Below are 16,259 nucleotides of genomic sequence, written 5' to 3'. Positions count from 1 at the left end.
GAAAAGTGTCGCGCACCTTAGCCGCACGCGTGCCCCTGGGCAAGAGCGCCCGAATCTTCACCCGCTTCCCGTTCCCGCTCGCCCCCCGGCTGGCCGCGGCGGCGCTGGCCGGGTTCCTTCTGTGCACCCTTCCGGCCGCGGCCGGAAGCCTGACCGCGCAGGATCTGGCCGTTTACCGGCAGGCCTTCAAGGCCGCCGACAACGACCGGCTGGACGAGGCGCTGGAGATCGCCGGGCAGGCGAGGGACAAGCTGCCCGCGAAGATCCTGCGGTGGATGGCGCTGGCCACACCGGGCGGCGGCAGCTTCGACGAGATCGCGGCCTTCATCCGCGAGAACGGCGACTGGCCGAACCAGGCGCAGCTGCGCCGGCAGGCCGAGAAGGCGATGCCCATCGACCTGGACGAGGACAAGGTGCTCGCCTGGTTCAAGCAGTATCCGCCCCTGTCCAACGAAGGCTTCATGCGCTACGCCGACACGCTGATGGCGACCGGCAACGCCGAGCGGGCCGTGAAGATGGCGCGCGACCGCTGGGTGGAGGCGAGCTTCAGCGCGGCGGACGAGGAGGAGTTCCTCGCCCGCTACCGCTCCCACCTGCGTCCGCAGGACCACAAGGCGCGCATCGACCGGCTGCTGTGGGAGAAGCAGGAGGCGGCGGTGCGCCGCATGCTGCCCTTCTTCGACGACGCCTACGACCGGCTGATCGAGGCGCGGATCGCGCTGGACGGCGACGCGCGCAACGCCGACGCGGCGCTGGCGAAGGTGCCGGACAGCCTGCGCAACGATCCCGGCCTGCTGTTCGACCGCGCCCGCTACCGCCGCCGCAAGGGCGACGACGCCGGCGCGCTGGAGATCATCACCCAGGCGCCGAAGGACATGGGCCGCCCCCAGGCCTGGTGGACGGAGCGCCACATCCTCGCCCGCCGGGCCATCGAGAAGGGCGACTACAACCTCGCCTACCGGCTGGTGAAGGCGCACGGCCAGACCGAGGGCAACGGAGTCGCCGAGGCCGAGTTCCTGGCCGGATTCCTGGCCCTGCGCTTCCTCGACGACCCGTCGAGCGCCTTCGGGCATTTCCATAAGCTGTACCGCTCCGTCGGCGCGCCGATCAGCAAGGCGCGCGGCGCCTACTGGTGCGGCCGGGCCGCGGAGGCCCTGGGCGAGACCGCGCAGGCGAAGGATTGGTACGCCAAGGCCGCGCAGTACGGCACGACCTTCTACGGCCAGCTCGCCGCGCGCCACACCGGCAGCAACGGCCGCATCGCCCTGCCCGCCGAGCCCCGCGTGTCCAACGCCGAGGCGACCGCCTTCGAGCGGCGCGAGGTCGTCCGCGCCACCAAGCTGCTGGCGGAGATCGAGGGCAAGGACGACGAGCGCGTGACCGCCTTCCTGCGCCGCATCAGCCTCGATTCGAAGGATCCCTCCTCCTACGTGCTGGCCGCCAAGCTGGCACGCGAGGTCGGGCGGCGGGATCTCGCCGTCGCGGCGGCCAAGGACGCGGCCCAGAGCGACGTCTTCCTGGTGGAGGCCGGCTATCCGATGATCGAGGCCCGTCCCTCGGCGCCGGAGATCGCCCTGGTCCACGCCATCATCCGGCAGGAGAGCACCTTCAGCACCGGCGTCGTCTCGTCCGCCGGAGCGCGCGGGCTGATGCAGCTGATGCCGGGAACGGCGCAGCTGGTGGCGACCAAGCTGGGCATCAAGCACAACAACGCCAAGCTGACCGCCGACCCCGAATACAACGTCAAGCTCGGGTCGGCCTACCTGGCCGACATGATCGACCGCTTCAACGGCTCCTACATCATGGCGATCGCCGCCTACAACGCCGGCCCGACGCGCGTGCGGCAATGGATCGACTCCTACGGCGACCCGCGCGGCGAAGCGATCGACCCGGTGGACTGGCTGGAACTGATCCCGATCTACGAGACGCGCAACTACGTCCAGCGGGTGATGGAAGCGATGCTGGTCTACCGCGCCCGCATCCAGGGCGCCAAGGCGGACCTGAACCTCGACAGGGAGCTGCGCCGATGACCGTCCCCTCCCCCATCGCCGGGATTCGAGCCTGCGTGTTCGACGCCTACGGCACGCTGCTCGACGTCAACGCCGCCGCCCGCGGCTGCCGCGACGGCCTCGGCGACCGGTGGGAGGAACTCGCGGCACTCTGGCGGGCCAAGCAGCTGGAATACACCTGGCTGCGCAGCCTGATGGGGCGCTACGCCGATTTCTGGCAGGTCACCGGGGAGGCCCTGGACTACGCGATGGAGCGCCAGGGTCTCGCCGACCCGGCGCTGCGCGGGCGGCTGATGGACCTCTACCGCCGCCTCGACGCCTACCCGGATGCCGTGGCGACGCTGTCCGCGCTCCGCGCCCGCGGCCTCCGGACGGCGATCCTGTCCAACGGCTCCCCGTCCATGCTGGCCGAGGCCGTGGACAGCGCGCGGCTGACACCGCTGCTGGACGACGTGCTGTCGGTGGACGGGTTGCGCGTCTACAAGCCCCATCCCTCCGTCTACCAGCTCGCCTGCGACCGTTATGGCCTGCCGCCGGAGGCGATCCTGTTCGTGTCGGCCAACGGGTGGGATGCCGGGGGTGCTGCGGCCTTCGGCTTCCGCGTGGCGTGGCTGAACCGGGCGGGGCTGCCGGCGGAGCGCTTGCCGGTCGCGCCCGCCGCTGTGGTCGGCAGCCTGAGCGCCGTTCTGTCCCTGGTTGCTGAATAGCGCGATCCTTTTTTCGTCCCATCCGGTACCCGCCAAAGGCCACATCCGCGTTTGACTGTGCCAGGCACAGACGAATCGAAAATGTTTTGAATTGGGAACTTGTCGTCGAAAGTGTTAATCCGTTATCCTCTTGCCGGGATTAATTGCATTTAATCTTCCATTAACCGTAAATCGCCATAACTCCCCTCACAAGGACGCTTAGCGTCAACACCACTCCGTGAGATGGGAGCAAGATATGCCCGCACCGAAAGTCGCCGATGAAGTCCGCAAGGCCTGCCGAATCCATGCGCGCCTGCTGGACGCCTTCATCGCCATGACCGAACAGGAGCTGGCGCAGCTCACCCCCGGTTTCGCGGAAGAGAGCCTCGTCGAATCGCTGGAAAAGATGCGCGCCGCGCGCAAGTCCTACGGCGGGCTTGCCGGCGTGATGGCCGTGGACCTGGAAACGTCCAACGCCGCCTGACCGCCGCCCGGGTGAGGAGCGGCCGGTTGGCCGCTCACTCCGGTGGCGTGTCTCCGCCGCCGTTCTGGCGGCGCTGGACGTCGCGCCATTTGGCGACGTTCTTGTTGTGGTCGGGCAGCGTCTTGGCGAACACATGGCCGCCACCGCCGTCCGCGACGAAATACAGGAACTCGTGCCGTTCCGGATGCAGGGCCGCCTGGATGGACGCCCGGCCCGGATTGGCGATCGGCCCCGGCGGCAAGCCGGTGACCTGATAGGTGTTGTAGGGCGACTCGAACTTCCAGTCGTTGCGCGTCAACGCCCGCCCCAACTCCCCATTTCCATCGGTCAGCGCGAAGATGACCGTCGGGTCCGACTGCAGCTTCATGTCGGCCTGAAGCCGGTTCACGAAGACGCCCGCCACCTTCCCCCGCTCCGCCGGAATGCCCGTCTCCTTCTCGACGATGGAGGCGAGAGTCAGCGCCTGCTGGGGCGTGTCGAAGGGCAGGTTCTGGTCGCGCGCCTTCCACGCCTCGGCCATCGCCTGGTCCATGGCGTGCTGCATGCGGTCGATCAGGCCCGCGCGCGTGTCCCCATAGGAATAATGATAGGTTTCGGGCAGAAGGCTGCCGTTCTTGGGCACCGCCTTGACCTCGCCCGACAGCGCCGGCTCCTTCTCCAGCAGCGCCAGGACCTGGGCGGAGGTCAGCCCCTCCGGCACGGTGAAACGGCGGACGACCGTGTGGCCCTGCCGCATCATCTCCAGAATGCCGTCGATGCTGATGCCGGCCGGAAAGGCGTACTCGCCGGCCTTCAGCGGGCCGGTGAACTTCGCGCCGGCCACGAACAGCAGCGGGGAGTCGATGACGCCCGCGTCGTCGAGCGTCAGCGCGATCGCTTCCAGGCCGCTGCCGCGCGGGATCACCACCGTTTCGGCGTGGTCGAGCGGTCCGGGGGCCATGACTCGCAGGGCACCCCAGAACACGATCCCGCCGGCGGCGGTCAAGGCGACGAGCCCGGTCGCCGCAATACGGAGGCCCCAGCCCATGGGGTGACTCCTCAATCGCCGATCAGGAGGCGAATTCCTTGAACACCAGGGAGGCGTTGGTGCCGCCGAAGCCGAAGGAGTTCGACAGGGCGGCGCGCACGCGACGCTCCTGCGCGACCTTCGGCACCAAGTTGACGCCCAGGCAGCTCTCCGACGGGTTCTCAAGATTCAGCGTCGGCGGAACGATGCTGTGGTTGATCGCCTTGATCGAATAGATCGCCTCGACCGCGCCGGCGGCACCCAACAGATGGCCGATCGCCGACTTGGTGGAGGACATAGCGACCTTGTCCATCGCCTCACCGAACAGGCGCTTCACCGCACCCAACTCGATCTCGTCGCCGAGCGGCGTCGAGGTGCCGTGGGCGTTGATGTAGTCGATGTCCGCGGGCTCGAGGCCGGCGCGCTTCAGGGCGCCGCGCATGGCGCGGAAGCCGCCGTTGCCGTCCTCCGCCGGGGCGGAGATGTGGTAGGCGTCGCCCGACAGGCCGTAGCCGACCACCTCGGCGTAGATGTGCGCGCCGCGCTTCTTGGCGTGCTCCAGCTCCTCAAGGACGAGGACGCCGGCACCTTCGCCGATGACGAAGCCGTCGCGGTCCTTGTCGTAGGGGCGCGAGGCCTTTTCCGGCGTGTCGTTGAAGTTGGTGGACAGCGCGCGCATGGCGGCGAAGCCACCCACGCCCAGCCGGCTCACCGCGGCTTCCGTGCCGCCGGCGACCATCACGTCGGCGTCGCCCAGCATGATCAGCCGGGACGCGTCGCCAATGGCGTGCGCGCCGGTCGAGCAGGCGGTGACCACCGCGTGGTTCGGGCCCTTGAAGCCGTGCTGGATGGAAATGTGTCCGGAGGCCAGATTGATCAGGCAGGCCGGAATGAAGAAGGGGGAGATGCGGCGGGGGCCCTTCTCATGAAGGGTGACCGCGCCGTCGGCAATGCCCGGCAGACCGCCGATGCCGGAACCCACCATCACGCCGGTGAGTTCGCGGTCCTCTTCCGTCTGCGGCACCCAGCCGGAATCCTTGATGGCTTCCTGGGCGGCGGCGATGGCGAAGATGATGAAATCATCCATCTTCCGCTGGTCCTTCGGCGGAACGAAGGCGTCCGGATTGAACGATCCGTCGCCCTCCCCGCGCGGGACCTGCCCGGCAACCTTCGAGGCCAGGTCAGAGGCGTCGAAACCCGTGATGGCGCGGATGCCCGATTGGCCGGCGATCAAACGCTCCCAGTTGAGCTTATGGCCGACACCGAGCGGCGTGACCAGACCGAGGCCGGTAACGACGACACGTCTCATGGGGTATTCCTTGACCTTTCCTCGAGAAACTCAGCGACGGCCAGGCCTCCGGTGAAGAGGTGCCTGGCCCTCTCAGCGCCTACGCCGGTCAGGCGGCGGCGTTCGCCTTGATGAAGTCGATGGCGTCCTTGACCGTCAGGATCTTCTCCGCGGCGTCGTCCGGAATCTCGCAGCCGAACTCTTCCTCGAAGGCCATCACCAGCTCGACCGTGTCCAGGCTGTCGGCGCCCAGGTCGTCGATGAAGGAGGCGTTCTCCGTCACCTTCGACTCCTCGACCCCGAGGTGGTCCACCACGATCTTCTTCACGCGCTCGGCGACATCGCTCATTTTTTCAGACCTTCCAATCCTTGAGACCGCTCGGGCGAATGTGGCGGACCCACCACGCAAGGCGCGCGTGCCGTCCTGCCGCAAAAAGTCCCGTCCGATAACACATTTTAACAGCCTTGACCAGCGCCCGCGGGAGCCGGCCTTCGCTGTGGTTCAGGCGACGATTCCGCCTCAGATCATGGCCATGCCGCCGTTGATGTGCAGCGTCTGGCCGTTGACGTAGGCGGCCTCTTCGCTCGCCAGGTACACGACCCCGGCGGCGATTTCCCCCGGCTCGCCCATGCGGCCGGCGGGAATGGCGGTGAGCAGCTTGTCCTTCTGCTCGGAATTCAGGGCGTCGGTCATCGCCGTGGTGATGAAGCCGGGGGCCACGCAGTTCACGGTGATCCCGCGCGACGCGACCTCGGCCGCCAACGACTTCGACATGCCGATCATGCCGGCCTTGGAGGCGGCGTAATTGGCCTGGCCGGGGTTGCCGGTCACGCCGACGATGGAGGTGATGCCGATGATGCGGCCCCAGCGGCGCTTCATCATGCCGCGCATCACAGCGCGCGACAGGCGGAAGGCGGCCGTCAGGTTGACGTCGATCACCGACTGCCAGTCGTCGTCCTTCATGCGCAGCGCCAGCTGGTCGCGCGTCAGGCCGGCGTTGTTGACCAGGATGTCGATCTGGCCGAGCGCGGCCTCCGCGTCCTTGGCCAGCTTCTCCGTTGCGGCGGCGTCGGCGAGGTTGCCCGGCACCACCACGGCGCGCTCGCCCAGCTCGGCGGCCAGAGCCTCCAGCGGGGCGACGCGGGTGCCCGACAGGGCGACGGTGGCGCCCTGCGCATGAAGGGCGCGCGCGATCTCGGCGCCGATGCCACCGGAAGCCCCGGTCACCAGCGCCTTCTTGCCGGTCAGGTCGAACATGGAAAGCCTCACAGCGTCTTCAGGAACGATTCGACGTCGGCCGGCCCCTGCACGGACGTGCCGGCCAGTTCCTTGTCGATGCGCTTGGCAAGGCCCGACAGCACCTTGCCCGATCCCAGTTCAACCAGCGAATCGACGCCCTGCTCCTTCATGAAGAGCACGCTTTCGCGCCAGCGGACCATGCCGGTGACCTGCTCGACCAGCAGGCGGCGGATCGTGTTGGGGTCGGACACGGCCGAAGCGGTGACGTTGGCGACCACCGGAACCGCCGGCGCGCCGATCGTCACGTTGGCGAGCGCGTCGGCCATGGCGTCGGCGGCCGGCTGCATCAGCGGGCAATGGAAGGGGGCGCTGACCGGCAGGCGGACCGACCGCTTCAGGCCGCGCTCCGCCGCCAGGACGATGGCGCGGTCGATGGCCTCGGCGTGGCCGGAGATGACCACCTGGCCCGACGAGTTGTCGTTGGCGACCGTGCAGACGTCGCCCTGGGCGGCGTCCGCGGCGATGGACTGCGCCTGCTCCAGCTCCGCGCCCAGCAGGGCGGCCATGGCGCCCTTGCCCACCGGCACGGCCTTCTGCATCGCCTGCCCACGCAGCTTCAGCAGGCGCGCGGTGTCGGCCAGCGAGAAGGCACCGGCGGCGCAGAGCGCCGAATATTCGCCGAGCGAGTGGCCGGCGACGAAGGCGGCGTGCTTGCCGAAGTCGAGGCCGCCCTGGTCCTTCAGCACGCGCATCACCGCGACGCTGACGGCCATCAGGGCCGGCTGGGCGTTCTCGGTCAGGGTCAGGTCCGCGTCGGGGCCTTCGAACATCAGGCGGGACAGGCGCTGGTTCAGCGCGTCGTCAACCTCTTCGAAGGTGAGCCGCGCGACCTCGAACGCCTCGGCCAGCTCGCGGCCCATGCCGACGGCTTGGCTGCCCTGGCCCGGAAAGACGAACGCCCTGGTCATGCTGTCTTGGAACCCTGGTAAAGGCGCGCCGTCCGTCGGCGCCGCCGTGGAATTGGGCGACAGTCATACCCTGCCTTTTGTGCAAGTCAAGCGACAGCCAACGCGGAAAGCCATCGCCGGGCGACGTGTGGCAACTTTTTTCGCATGGTGACGCGCCAGGACACCCCGTGGGAGCCCTTTATATAAGGTGTCGCCATCAACGCTTCGCGGGGGCCGCGCGGCCGGCTATGAAAGCGCTTGCCCGGCAAGGGCTTTTGTGCATACTGCGCCGCTTCACAACTCCTTGCCGACGGCATGCCGCCGGCTAGGCCCGGGCGGCTGTCCTTTCCATCGGGGAACGGGTGCAGCGCCGGACCATGAACAGCCATGGGGAGTACAATGGCTCTTTACGAGTGCGTGCTGATCGCGCGCCAGGACATCTCGGCCGCCCAGGCCGAGCAGCTCGGTGAGCAGTTCGCCCAGATCATCCGCGACAACGGCGGCCAGGTCACCAAGACCGAGTACTGGGGTCTGAAGACGCTCACCTACAAGATCAAGAAGAACCGCAAGGGTCATTACACCCTGTTCAACGTCGATGCCCCGGCCGCCGCCGTCCTGGAGATGGAGCGGAACATGAGCATCAACGAGGACGTGCTGCGCTTCCTGACCCTGCGCGTCGACGCGCTGGACGCCAACCCGTCGGTGATGATGCAGAGCCGCGGCGAGCGTGGCGACCGCGGTGACCGCGGCGACCGCGGCCCGCGCCGCTTCGAGGATCGCGGCCCGCGCCCGCCGCGCCGCCAGGAAGCCACCGTTGCCGAAGGGGAGAACGCCTAAATGTCCGACAAGCAGACCTCGGGCGCTCCCGCCCGCACCGGCGGTGGCCCGCGCCGTCCGTTCTTCCGCCGCCGCAAGACCTGCCCGTTCTCGGGCGCGAACGCCCCGGCGATCGACTACAAGGACGTCAAGCTCCTGTCCCGCTTCATCTCCGAGCGTGGCAAGATCGTGCCGAGCCGCATCACCGCGGTTTCCGCGAAGAAGCAGCGCGAGCTCGCTCGCGCCATCAAGCGCGCCCGCTTCCTGGCCCTGCTTCCCTACGTGGTGAAGTAAGGATCTGAAGCGGACGACGAAGGCAAAGGTACCCCCATGGCCTCGCCCCTGGCTGCCCCGCCCCTGGTGTTTTACCTGGCGGTCGCCATCGGAGTCGGCGTGGTCAGCGCGATGTTCTACCTCTCCGTCCTGTTCGGCGGGGTGGGCGCGCTGATCCTGGGCTATCTGGCGCCGCTGCCGCTGTTCCTCGCGGGACTGTGGCTCGGCTCCACCGCCGCCATCATCGCCGGAACGGCGGGGACGGTGGCGGTCCTGGCGGTGTCGTCCAGCCTGCTGGTCGCGCTGGCTTACCTGGTGACCGGAGCCTTTCCGGTCGTGCTGGTGGTGCGGCAAGCCATGCTGGCGCGGACGGCAGCAAGCGGGGGGATCGAGTGGTATCCTCCGGGCCGGCTCCTGATGGGGCTGGTCGGGATGGGACTGGCGGCCCTCCTGGGGGCTGCGGTTCTGACGCTCGACCAGCCCGGCGGGCTGGAAGGGGCGGTGCGCGAGACCCTGGCCCGCATGACGGACCAGATCTTCGCCACGCAGGGCCAGCAGGCCCCGGATCCGCAGGACTTCTGGATGGCCGAGGTGTTGCCGGGCCTCGCGGTGATCTCGTGGCTGACCATGACGATCGTCAACGCGGCCCTGGCCCAGGGAGCGCTGATGCGGTTCAACCGCAACCGGCGCCCGCCCATGCGGCTGGTCGACCTGGAATTGCCGGCCTGGTTGCCGCCGGTGTTCCTGGCGGCCGTGCTGGCGGCGTCGGTGGCACCGGATCCGGTGTCCTTCCTGGCGGTGAACACCGCGCTGGTCCTGGCCCTGCCCTTCGCCTTCGTCGGGCTTTCGGTGGTGCATGCAGCGGCCCGCGGGCGGTCGGCCAAGGTGCCGGTCCTCGTCGGGTTCTACATGTTCCTGTTTCTTTTCGGTTGGCCGATCGTGCTGATGGTCGGCCTTGGCATGATCGAGCAATGGATTGGGCTGCGTCGCCGTTTCCGGACCGCCGGCCCCGATCAGGAGGACGAGTGATGGAAGTTATTCTGCTGGAGCGGGTCGAGAAGCTCGGCCAGATGGGCCAGGTCGTGAAGGTGCGGCCGGGCTTCGCCCGCAACTATCTGCTGCCGCAGAAGAAGGCGATGCGCGCCACCAAGGCGAACATGGCCGTCTTCGAGAAGCAGAAGGCCCACCTGGAGGCCATGAACCTGGAGCGCCGTAAGGACGCCGAGCAGGTCGCCTCCCAGATGACCGACGTGACGGTCGTGGTGATCCGTCAGGCCGGTGAGACCGGCGTGCTGTACGGCTCGGTGACCCCGCGCGACGTCGCCGACGCGCTGGCCGCTGCCGGCTACAAGGTCGACCGCAAGCAGGTCATCATCGAGCAGCCGATCAAGACGCTGGGCCTGTTCAAGCTCCGCGTCGTCCTGCACCCCGAGGTCGCCGTCACCGTCACGGTGAACGTCGCCCGTTCGCAGGAAGAGGCCGAGCTGCAGCGGGCTCGCGGCGGCATGGTCACCGCCGCCGACCTGCGCGACGAGGAAGACGAGGTCGAGGAGGCCCCGGAGGCCACCGAGACCGAGGACTCCGAGCAGGCCTAAACCGCCCGCTCAACGGGTTCGACCCGCTCGTCCGGAAGCCGCCCGCCCCCCGAAATGGGGGTGGGGCGGCTTTCCGCTTTTTACCGTTACGCCGCTTTCTCGCAGGATCGAATCGCATAGAAGTCCGTGGGCATGCGTCCGATGCGCAGCAGCATCGTCCGTCGGAAACGTTGTCCTGCCCATTTCCGCGTCCGACCTTCCTCCCACGTGAGATGCGATGGCTTATGCGGAGGAACGGTATGCTGCTTGCCCGTCTGCTCAACCCCGTCGTCACGACCGGCGCCTTCGACATCATCGATGCCGACGGTCGCGCCCATCACGTCGGGAAGGGCACGCCGACCTTGGCACTCCGTCTGCACGACAAGGCCGTGCAGCGCGACCTTGTGATCAACCCGCGCCTGCGCTTCGGCGAGGCCTACATGGACGGGCGCCTGTCGATCGACGGCGGCACCATGTACGACTTCCTCGACGTCCTCTGTTCCGGGCCGGAGAATGTGCAAGGCGTGCTTGGAACGATCCAGGAAGCCCTCGGCCCCATGCTGCGCCTCGCCCAGCAGCACAATCCGCTGAAGCGGTCGCGCAAGAACGTCGCCCACCATTACGACCTGTCGCGGGAATTCTTCGCGCTGTTCCTCGACCGGGACATGCAGTACTCCTGCGCCTACTTCCCGACCCCCGAGACCAGCCTGGACGACGCGCAGGAGGCGAAGAAGCGCCACATCGCGTCCAAGCTGTTGCTGCGGCCGGGCATGCGCGTGCTCGACATCGGCTGCGGCTGGGGCGGCATGGCCCTGTACCTCGCGCGGACGACGGGCGCCGATGTCACCGGCATCACCCTGTCCACCGAACAGCTCGCCGTGGCGCGGGAGCGGGCGGCCAGGAGCGGCCTGTCCGACCGGGTACGATTCGAACTGCGCGACTACCGCCTCATGGAAGGCACTTTCGACCGCATCGTCTCCGTCGGCATGTTCGAGCATGTCGGCAAGCCGCACTACGACGCCTTTTTTGCGAAGGTCCGCGCGCTGCTGGCCGATGACGGCGTCGCCCTCCTGCACGCCATCGGCCGGTCCGACGGGCCGGGCGCCACCAACCCGTGGATGCGCAAGTACATCTTCCCCGGCGGCTATTCCCCGGCCCTGTCCGAGGTGATTCCGGCGGTGGAGAAGGCCGGCCTGTGGAACACGGACATGGAGATCCTGCGCCTCCACTACGCCGAGACGCTGCGCCACTGGCGCGAGCGCTTCCTGGCGCACTGGGACGAGGCGAAGGCGATGTACGACGAGCGGTTCTGCCGCATGTGGGAGCTGTATCTGGCGGGCTCCGAGATCGCCTTCCGCTACCAGGGGCACATGGTGTTCCAGGTACAGCTCGCCCGTTCGGCGAAGGCGGTGCCGATGACCCGCGACTACATGATCAACGCCGAGCGGGCGCTGCTCCACCCGACGCCGGTCGCCGTTCCGCAGCCTGTGGACAATGAGCCACGGCGTCACGCCAGTTAAGGCGTCCGCGGCAATTCATCCGCGCCCCTAGGATCGCTTAACCCGTTGTCATTGAAGCTGATTCCGGGTTGTCCCCAATCTTCCCACCCTGTGGAAGAAAGTTATCCACACGATTTCGAAGACACGGTCGCCGATCGCACAGCTAAGCTGCCCTGCCCTTTGGTAGAGTGCCAGCCATGGACGACAAGACCACCCAGCTTTTCGAGCCGCGTTCCCTGGACGGCGGCTCTCCCCGTGCCGGTGCCGTCAAGCCCACGGCCGAATACCGCACGCCGCCTCACAACGAAGAGGCGGAGCAGGCGCTGCTCGGCGCCATCCTGGTGAACAACAAGGCGTACGAGAAGGTCGGCGAGTTCCTCCGCGCCGAGCATTTCTACGACCCGGCCCACCAGCGCATCTTCGGCGCCATCGCCAAGATGGTGGAGCGCGGCCAGATCGCGAACCCCGTCACGCTGAAGGCCTATTTCGACAACGACCCGGAGTTGGCCCCGGACGGCGGGGCGAGCTATCTGGCGCAGCTGGCGGGCAACGTGGTCACGGTGGTCAACGCCGGCGACTACGGCAAGACAATCCATGACCTGTTCCTGCGCCGGCAGCTGATCGAGGTCGGCACGGACATGGTGAACGAGGCGTACCAGCACGACCTGGACGTCGACGCCATGGACCAGATCGAGACGGCGGAAAAGCAGCTGTTCGACCTCGCCTCCACCGGCGACGTGCGCGGCGGCTTCATCCCCTTCTCCGAATCGCTGAAGGCGGCCATCGAGACGGCGGAGACGGCCTTCCGCCGGTCGAGCCACGTCACCGGCGTGACGACGGGCCTGCGCGACCTCGACCGCAAGCTGGGCGGCCTGCACCCGTCGGACCTCGTCATCCTCGCCGGGCGCCCCTCCATGGGCAAGACGGCGCTGGCGACGAACATCGCCTTCAACGCCGCCAAGGCGCACATGCGCACCAACGGCGGCGAGGGCGCGCCGGTCGGCTTCTTCTCGCTGGAAATGTCGGCCGAGCAGCTGGCCACCCGTATCCTGGCCGGCGAGGCGGAGGTGTCGGGCGACAAGATCCGCCGCGGCGAGATCAAGGACAGCGACTTCCCCAAGTTCGTGGCGGCGAGCCAGGATTTGAGCCGGGTCCCCTTCTTCGTGGACGACACGCCGGCCCTGACCATCGCCGCGGTGCGCACCCGCTGCCGCCGGCTGAAGCGCACGCACGGGCTGGGCATGGTGGTGGTCGACTATCTCCAGCTGCTGCGCGGCAGCTCGACCCGCGGCAACGAGAACCGCGTGCAGGAAATCTCGGAGATCACCCGCGGCCTGAAGGCCATCGCCAAGGAGCTGGAAGTCCCCGTGCTCGCCCTGTCGCAGCTGAGCCGCGCGGTGGAGATGCGCGAGGACAAGCGGCCGCAGCTGGCCGACCTGCGCGAATCGGGCTCCATCGAGCAGGACGCCGACGTTGTGATGTTCGTTTACCGCGAACAGTACTATCTTGAGCGCGCCGAGCCGGCCCGCCGGCCGGAGGAGACGGAGGACAAGTACAACGACCGCTACGCCAACTGGCAGAATCGCTACGCCGAGGTCCACAACACGGCCGAGGCGATCATCGCGAAGCAGCGCCATGGCCCGATCGGCAGCGTACGCATGTTCTTCGACGGACAGTTCACCAAATTCGGCGACCTCGACACGACCCATGATTTCGGACCTACGGAGTGACCCGGCGCAGCGCGCCGGTGCGGTTCTGACCATCGACCTCGGCGCGGTGGTCGCCAACTGGCGAAGCTTGCGCGACCGGGTGGCTCCGGCCGAATGCGCGGCGGTGGTGAAGGCCAACGCCTATGGCCTTGGGGTGGCGCGGGTCGTCCCGGCGCTCGCCGCGGCCGGCTGCCGGACCTTCGTGGTCGCCCAGTTCGAGGAGGCGCTGGCCGTCCGCGCCGTGGCGCCTGACGCGCGGATCCTCTGCCTGGGCGGCCTGCCCGCCGGCACCGCGCCGGACTTCACGGCGAACCGCATCCTGCCGGTGCTGAACCACCTGGGCGACATCGCGGCGTGGCAGGCGCACGCGCGGGCGCAGGGTGCCGCATTGCCAGCCGTCGTCCACATCGACACGGGCATGAACCGACTCGGGCTTGGCCCGGACGAGCTGGACACGCTGGCCGGCGATCTCGCCCGGTTGGAGTGGGTCGACGTCCGCGTGTGGATGACCCACCTCGCCTGCGCCGAGGCCGATTCGCCGATGAACGGCCGGCAGTTGGAAGACTTCCGCGCGGCGGTCGCGCGACTCCCCGCTGCGGAGCGCAGCTTTGCCAATTCGTCGGGCATCTTCCACGGCCCGGCCGCCCATTTCGACCTCGTCCGGCCGGGCTGCGCGCTCTACGGCGTCAACCCAACGCCCGCAACAGCGAACCCGATGCGGGGCACCATCCGCCTCGACGCCCGCGTGCTCCAGGTGCGCAACGTTGACAATGCTATGACCGTTGGATACGGTGCGACGCACCGCGTTGAAGCGAGAGGAAAAATCGCAACCATCGCAGTGGGTTATGCCGACGGATACCTGCGATCGCTCAGCGGGCGCGGACATGTGTTCGTGGATGGCGTGGCCGCACCGGTGGTTGGTCGGATTTCGATGGATCTGGTTACGGTGGACATCAGCCACCTCCCCGACGGCGCGGTCACGCCCGGCGGGCTGGTCGAACTGATCGGCCCCAACCGCCCGGTTGATACCGTGGCGGACGAGGGCGGCACCATCGGCTACGAGATCCTGACCTCCCTTGGCGCGCGCTACCACAGGGTCTATCGCGACCCGCCGCCGCCTGAGGTCGCTTGATGGGTTTCCTTGCCGCCACCGGCCGGGCCTTCCTGGTTTTCCTGGAAGCGACCGGAAAGCTCGGTCTGTTCACCATCGCCGCGCTGTCGCACTGCGTCCGCCCGCCGCTGTACCCGCGGCAGATCATGCGGCAGATGATCGACATCGGCTATTACTCGCTGCCGGTGGTGGGGCTGACCGCGCTGTTCACCGGCATGGTGCTGGCCCTGCAGAGCTATTCCGGCTTTTCCCGCTTCCAGGCGGAGGGCGCCATCGCCACCGTGGTCGCCCTGTCGGTGACGCGGGAGCTTGGGCCTGTGCTGGGCGGCCTGATGGTCGCCGGCCGCATCGGCGCCTCCATGGCCGCCGAGATCGGCACCATGCGCGTGACGGAGCAGATCGACGCGCTGTCGACGCTGTCCACCAACCCCTTCAAGTACCTGGTGGCGCCGCGCCTGCTGGCCGGCCTGACCATGCTGCCGCTGCTGGTGCTGGTGGCGGACATCATCGGCGTGTTCGGCGGCTTCCTGGTCGGCGTCTACCGTCTGAACTTCAACCCGTCCTCCTACATCAGCCGCACCTGGGAGTTCCTGGAGCCGATCGACGTCATCTCCGGCCTCGTGAAGGCGGCGGTGTTCGGCTTCGTGGTGGCGCTGATGGGCTGCTACCACGGCTACCATTCCCGGGGCGGCGCGCAGGGCGTCGGCACGGCGACCACCAACGCGGTGGTGTCGGCCTCCATCCTGATCCTGGTCTGGAACTACCTCATCACCGGCATCTTCTTCTCGACGAAATGAGCGAAGCCCCATGAGCGCACCCGTCTCCCAGGTCCCTCCCGCTCATCCGCCGAAGATTTCGCTGAAGAACGTGCACAAGCGGTTCGGCCCGAAGGTCGTGCTGAACGGCATCGACCTGGAGGTCGGGCGCGGCGAGTCGCTGGTGGTCATCGGCGGCTCGGGCACCGGCAAGTCGGTGATGCTGAAGTGCATCCTCGGGCTGCTGCACCCCGATTCGGGCTCCATCCGGGTGGACGGCCAGGAGACGACGAAGCTCCGCGCCCGCGACCGGGAGAAGCTGCTGCACAAGTTCGGCATGCTGTTCCAGGGCGCCGCCCTGTTCGACAGCCTGAAGGTGTGGGAAAACGTCGCCTTCGGCCTGATCCAGGGCGAGCACATGCCGCGCGCCAAGGCGAAGGAGATCGCCATCGCCAAGATGGGCGCGGTCGGCCTGGGCCCCGAGGTGGGGGAGCTGTTCCCGTCGGAGCTGTCGGGCGGCATGCAGAAGCGCGTCGGCCTCGCCCGCGCCATCGCCGACGAGCCGGAAATCATCTTCTTCGACGAGCCGACGACCGGCCTCGACCCGATCATGGCCGACGTCATCAACGAGCTGATCGTGAAGTGCGTGAAGGACCTGGGCGCCACGGCGGTCACCATCACCCACGACATGGCGTCGGCCCGCAAGATCGCCGACCGTGTCGCGATGATCTACCAGGGCCGGATCATCTGGACCGGCCACGCCCAGGACATCGACCATTCCGGCAACCCCTACGTGGACCAGTTCGTCCACGGCAAGGCCGACGGCCCGATCAAGATGCAGGTGCGGGCGCTCTGACGGGGC

17 protein-coding genes are annotated in these 16,259 nt (G+C 68.1%); 12 read left to right on the top strand and 5 right to left on the bottom strand.

Going from position 1 to position 16,259, the window contains the following annotated elements:
* Positions 1-5 precede the first annotated feature (5 nt).
* The 3 genes from J2851_RS22095 to J2851_RS22085 all read left to right on the top strand — a co-directional run bounded on the left by J2851_RS22095 (position 6) and on the right by J2851_RS22085 (position 3,179).
* A complete protein-coding gene (locus J2851_RS22095; protein ID WP_209768941.1) occupies positions 6-2,030 on the top strand; it encodes a lytic transglycosylase domain-containing protein in 2,025 nt (674 codons plus the stop codon).
* Entirely contained in the window at positions 2,027-2,716 is a 690-nt protein-coding gene (locus J2851_RS22090) for a haloacid dehalogenase type II (RefSeq protein WP_209768938.1), read from the top strand. Before J2851_RS22095 ends, J2851_RS22090 begins: the two co-directional genes overlap by 4 nt.
* Before the next feature lie 235 nt (positions 2,717-2,951).
* Complete coding sequence (locus J2851_RS22085; protein ID WP_209768937.1) at positions 2,952-3,179, top strand: hypothetical protein; 228 nt, start codon at positions 2,952-2,954, stop codon at positions 3,177-3,179.
* A 34-nt stretch (positions 3,180-3,213) separates the two neighbouring features.
* Here J2851_RS22085 and mltG read toward each other — a convergent pair whose 3' ends face one another.
* The 5 genes from mltG to fabD all read right to left on the bottom strand — a co-directional run bounded on the left by mltG (position 3,214) and on the right by fabD (position 7,681).
* Positions 3,214-4,206: an endolytic transglycosylase MltG gene (mltG, locus tag J2851_RS22080; protein ID WP_209768935.1), complete on the bottom strand. Its 993-nt coding sequence runs from the start codon at positions 4,204-4,206 to the stop codon at positions 3,214-3,216.
* A gap of 22 nt (positions 4,207-4,228) precedes the next feature.
* Positions 4,229-5,494 (bottom strand): beta-ketoacyl-ACP synthase II, encoded by a 1,266-nt coding sequence (gene fabF, locus J2851_RS22075; RefSeq protein WP_209768933.1) that lies wholly within the window; start codon positions 5,492-5,494, stop codon positions 4,229-4,231.
* Positions 5,495-5,582: 88 nt separating this feature from the next.
* Complete coding sequence (locus J2851_RS22070) at positions 5,583-5,822, bottom strand: acyl carrier protein (RefSeq protein ID WP_014240383.1); 240 nt, start codon at positions 5,820-5,822, stop codon at positions 5,583-5,585.
* A gap of 171 nt (positions 5,823-5,993) precedes the next feature.
* Positions 5,994-6,731 (bottom strand): 3-oxoacyl-[acyl-carrier-protein] reductase, encoded by a 738-nt coding sequence (gene fabG / locus J2851_RS22065; RefSeq protein WP_209768931.1) that lies wholly within the window; start codon positions 6,729-6,731, stop codon positions 5,994-5,996.
* 8 nt (positions 6,732-6,739) lie between these two features.
* Positions 6,740-7,681, bottom strand: a complete 942-nt coding sequence (gene fabD, locus J2851_RS22060; protein ID WP_209768929.1) for an ACP S-malonyltransferase — start codon at positions 7,679-7,681, stop codon at positions 6,740-6,742.
* 378 nt (positions 7,682-8,059) lie between these two features.
* Between fabD and rpsF the strand changes: the two genes are divergently transcribed.
* From rpsF to J2851_RS22015, 9 genes are all read left to right on the top strand, one after another.
* The gene (gene rpsF / locus J2851_RS22055; protein WP_209768927.1) at positions 8,060-8,497 is read left to right on the top strand and encodes a 30S ribosomal protein S6; all 438 of its coding nucleotides are present in this window, start codon (positions 8,060-8,062) and stop codon (positions 8,495-8,497) included.
* Positions 8,498-8,770, top strand: coding sequence for a 30S ribosomal protein S18 (gene rpsR / locus J2851_RS22050; protein ID WP_014240379.1), 273 nt, complete (start codon positions 8,498-8,500; stop codon positions 8,768-8,770).
* Positions 8,771-8,806: 36 nt separating this feature from the next.
* A complete protein-coding gene (locus J2851_RS22045) occupies positions 8,807-9,778 on the top strand; it encodes a YybS family protein (protein ID WP_209768925.1) in 972 nt (323 codons plus the stop codon).
* The gene (gene rplI, locus J2851_RS22040; protein ID WP_209768923.1) at positions 9,778-10,344 is read left to right on the top strand and encodes a 50S ribosomal protein L9; all 567 of its coding nucleotides are present in this window, start codon (positions 9,778-9,780) and stop codon (positions 10,342-10,344) included. The genes J2851_RS22045 and rplI overlap by 1 nt, the downstream gene beginning before the upstream one ends.
* Positions 10,345-10,583: 239 nt before the next feature.
* Entirely contained in the window at positions 10,584-11,843 is a 1,260-nt protein-coding gene (locus J2851_RS22035; RefSeq protein WP_209768921.1) for a cyclopropane fatty acid synthase, read from the top strand.
* A 176-nt stretch (positions 11,844-12,019) separates the two neighbouring features.
* Positions 12,020-13,552 (top strand): replicative DNA helicase, encoded by a 1,533-nt coding sequence (locus tag J2851_RS22030; protein WP_209768919.1) that lies wholly within the window; start codon positions 12,020-12,022, stop codon positions 13,550-13,552.
* Complete coding sequence (gene alr / locus J2851_RS22025; RefSeq protein ID WP_209768917.1) at positions 13,530-14,663, top strand: alanine racemase; 1,134 nt, start codon at positions 13,530-13,532, stop codon at positions 14,661-14,663. The genes J2851_RS22030 and alr overlap by 23 nt, the downstream gene beginning before the upstream one ends.
* Positions 14,663-15,439, top strand: coding sequence for an MlaE family ABC transporter permease (locus J2851_RS22020; protein ID WP_209768916.1), 777 nt, complete (start codon positions 14,663-14,665; stop codon positions 15,437-15,439). The genes alr and J2851_RS22020 overlap by 1 nt, the downstream gene beginning before the upstream one ends.
* A gap of 10 nt (positions 15,440-15,449) precedes the next feature.
* Positions 15,450-16,253 carry an ABC transporter ATP-binding protein gene (locus tag J2851_RS22015; protein WP_209768915.1) on the top strand — a complete coding sequence of 268 codons (804 nt, stop codon included), beginning with the start codon at positions 15,450-15,452 and terminating at the stop codon, positions 16,251-16,253.
* The last annotated feature ends 6 nt before the right edge of the window (positions 16,254-16,259 follow it).

The sequence above is a fragment of the Azospirillum rugosum genome, from assembly GCF_017876155.1.
Classification (GTDB): domain Bacteria; phylum Pseudomonadota; class Alphaproteobacteria; order Azospirillales; family Azospirillaceae; genus Azospirillum; species Azospirillum rugosum.
This window is presented reverse-complemented; position numbering and strand designations above follow the sequence as displayed.

Excerpts from the sequence above, each read along its gene's own strand:
- mltG (WP_209768935.1), bottom strand. The coding sequence starts at position 4,206 with ATGGGCTGGGGCCTCCGTATTGCGGCGACCGGGCTCGTCGCCTTGACC.
- J2851_RS22015 (WP_209768915.1), top strand. The coding sequence starts at position 15,450 with ATGAGCGCACCCGTCTCCCAGGTCCCTCCCGCTCATCCGCCGAAGATT.
- J2851_RS22085 (WP_209768937.1), top strand. The coding sequence starts at position 2,952 with ATGCCCGCACCGAAAGTCGCCGATGAAGTCCGCAAGGCCTGCCGAATC.
- rpsR (WP_014240379.1), top strand. The coding sequence starts at position 8,498 with ATGTCCGACAAGCAGACCTCGGGCGCTCCCGCCCGCACCGGCGGTGGC.
- rplI (WP_209768923.1), top strand. The coding sequence starts at position 9,778 with ATGGAAGTTATTCTGCTGGAGCGGGTCGAGAAGCTCGGCCAGATGGGC.
- J2851_RS22020 (WP_209768916.1), top strand. The coding sequence starts at position 14,663 with ATGGGTTTCCTTGCCGCCACCGGCCGGGCCTTCCTGGTTTTCCTGGAA.
- J2851_RS22090 (WP_209768938.1), top strand. The coding sequence starts at position 2,027 with ATGACCGTCCCCTCCCCCATCGCCGGGATTCGAGCCTGCGTGTTCGAC.
- J2851_RS22045 (WP_209768925.1), top strand. The coding sequence starts at position 8,807 with ATGGCCTCGCCCCTGGCTGCCCCGCCCCTGGTGTTTTACCTGGCGGTC.
- alr (WP_209768917.1), top strand. The coding sequence starts at position 13,530 with ATGATTTCGGACCTACGGAGTGACCCGGCGCAGCGCGCCGGTGCGGTT.
- fabF (WP_209768933.1), bottom strand. The coding sequence starts at position 5,494 with ATGAGACGTGTCGTCGTTACCGGCCTCGGTCTGGTCACGCCGCTCGGT.
- J2851_RS22070 (WP_014240383.1), bottom strand. The coding sequence starts at position 5,822 with ATGAGCGATGTCGCCGAGCGCGTGAAGAAGATCGTGGTGGACCACCTC.
- fabG (WP_209768931.1), bottom strand. The coding sequence starts at position 6,731 with ATGTTCGACCTGACCGGCAAGAAGGCGCTGGTGACCGGGGCTTCCGGT.
- rpsF (WP_209768927.1), top strand. The coding sequence starts at position 8,060 with ATGGCTCTTTACGAGTGCGTGCTGATCGCGCGCCAGGACATCTCGGCC.
- fabD (WP_209768929.1), bottom strand. The coding sequence starts at position 7,681 with ATGACCAGGGCGTTCGTCTTTCCGGGCCAGGGCAGCCAAGCCGTCGGC.
- J2851_RS22030 (WP_209768919.1), top strand. The coding sequence starts at position 12,020 with ATGGACGACAAGACCACCCAGCTTTTCGAGCCGCGTTCCCTGGACGGC.
- J2851_RS22035 (WP_209768921.1), top strand. The coding sequence starts at position 10,584 with ATGCTGCTTGCCCGTCTGCTCAACCCCGTCGTCACGACCGGCGCCTTC.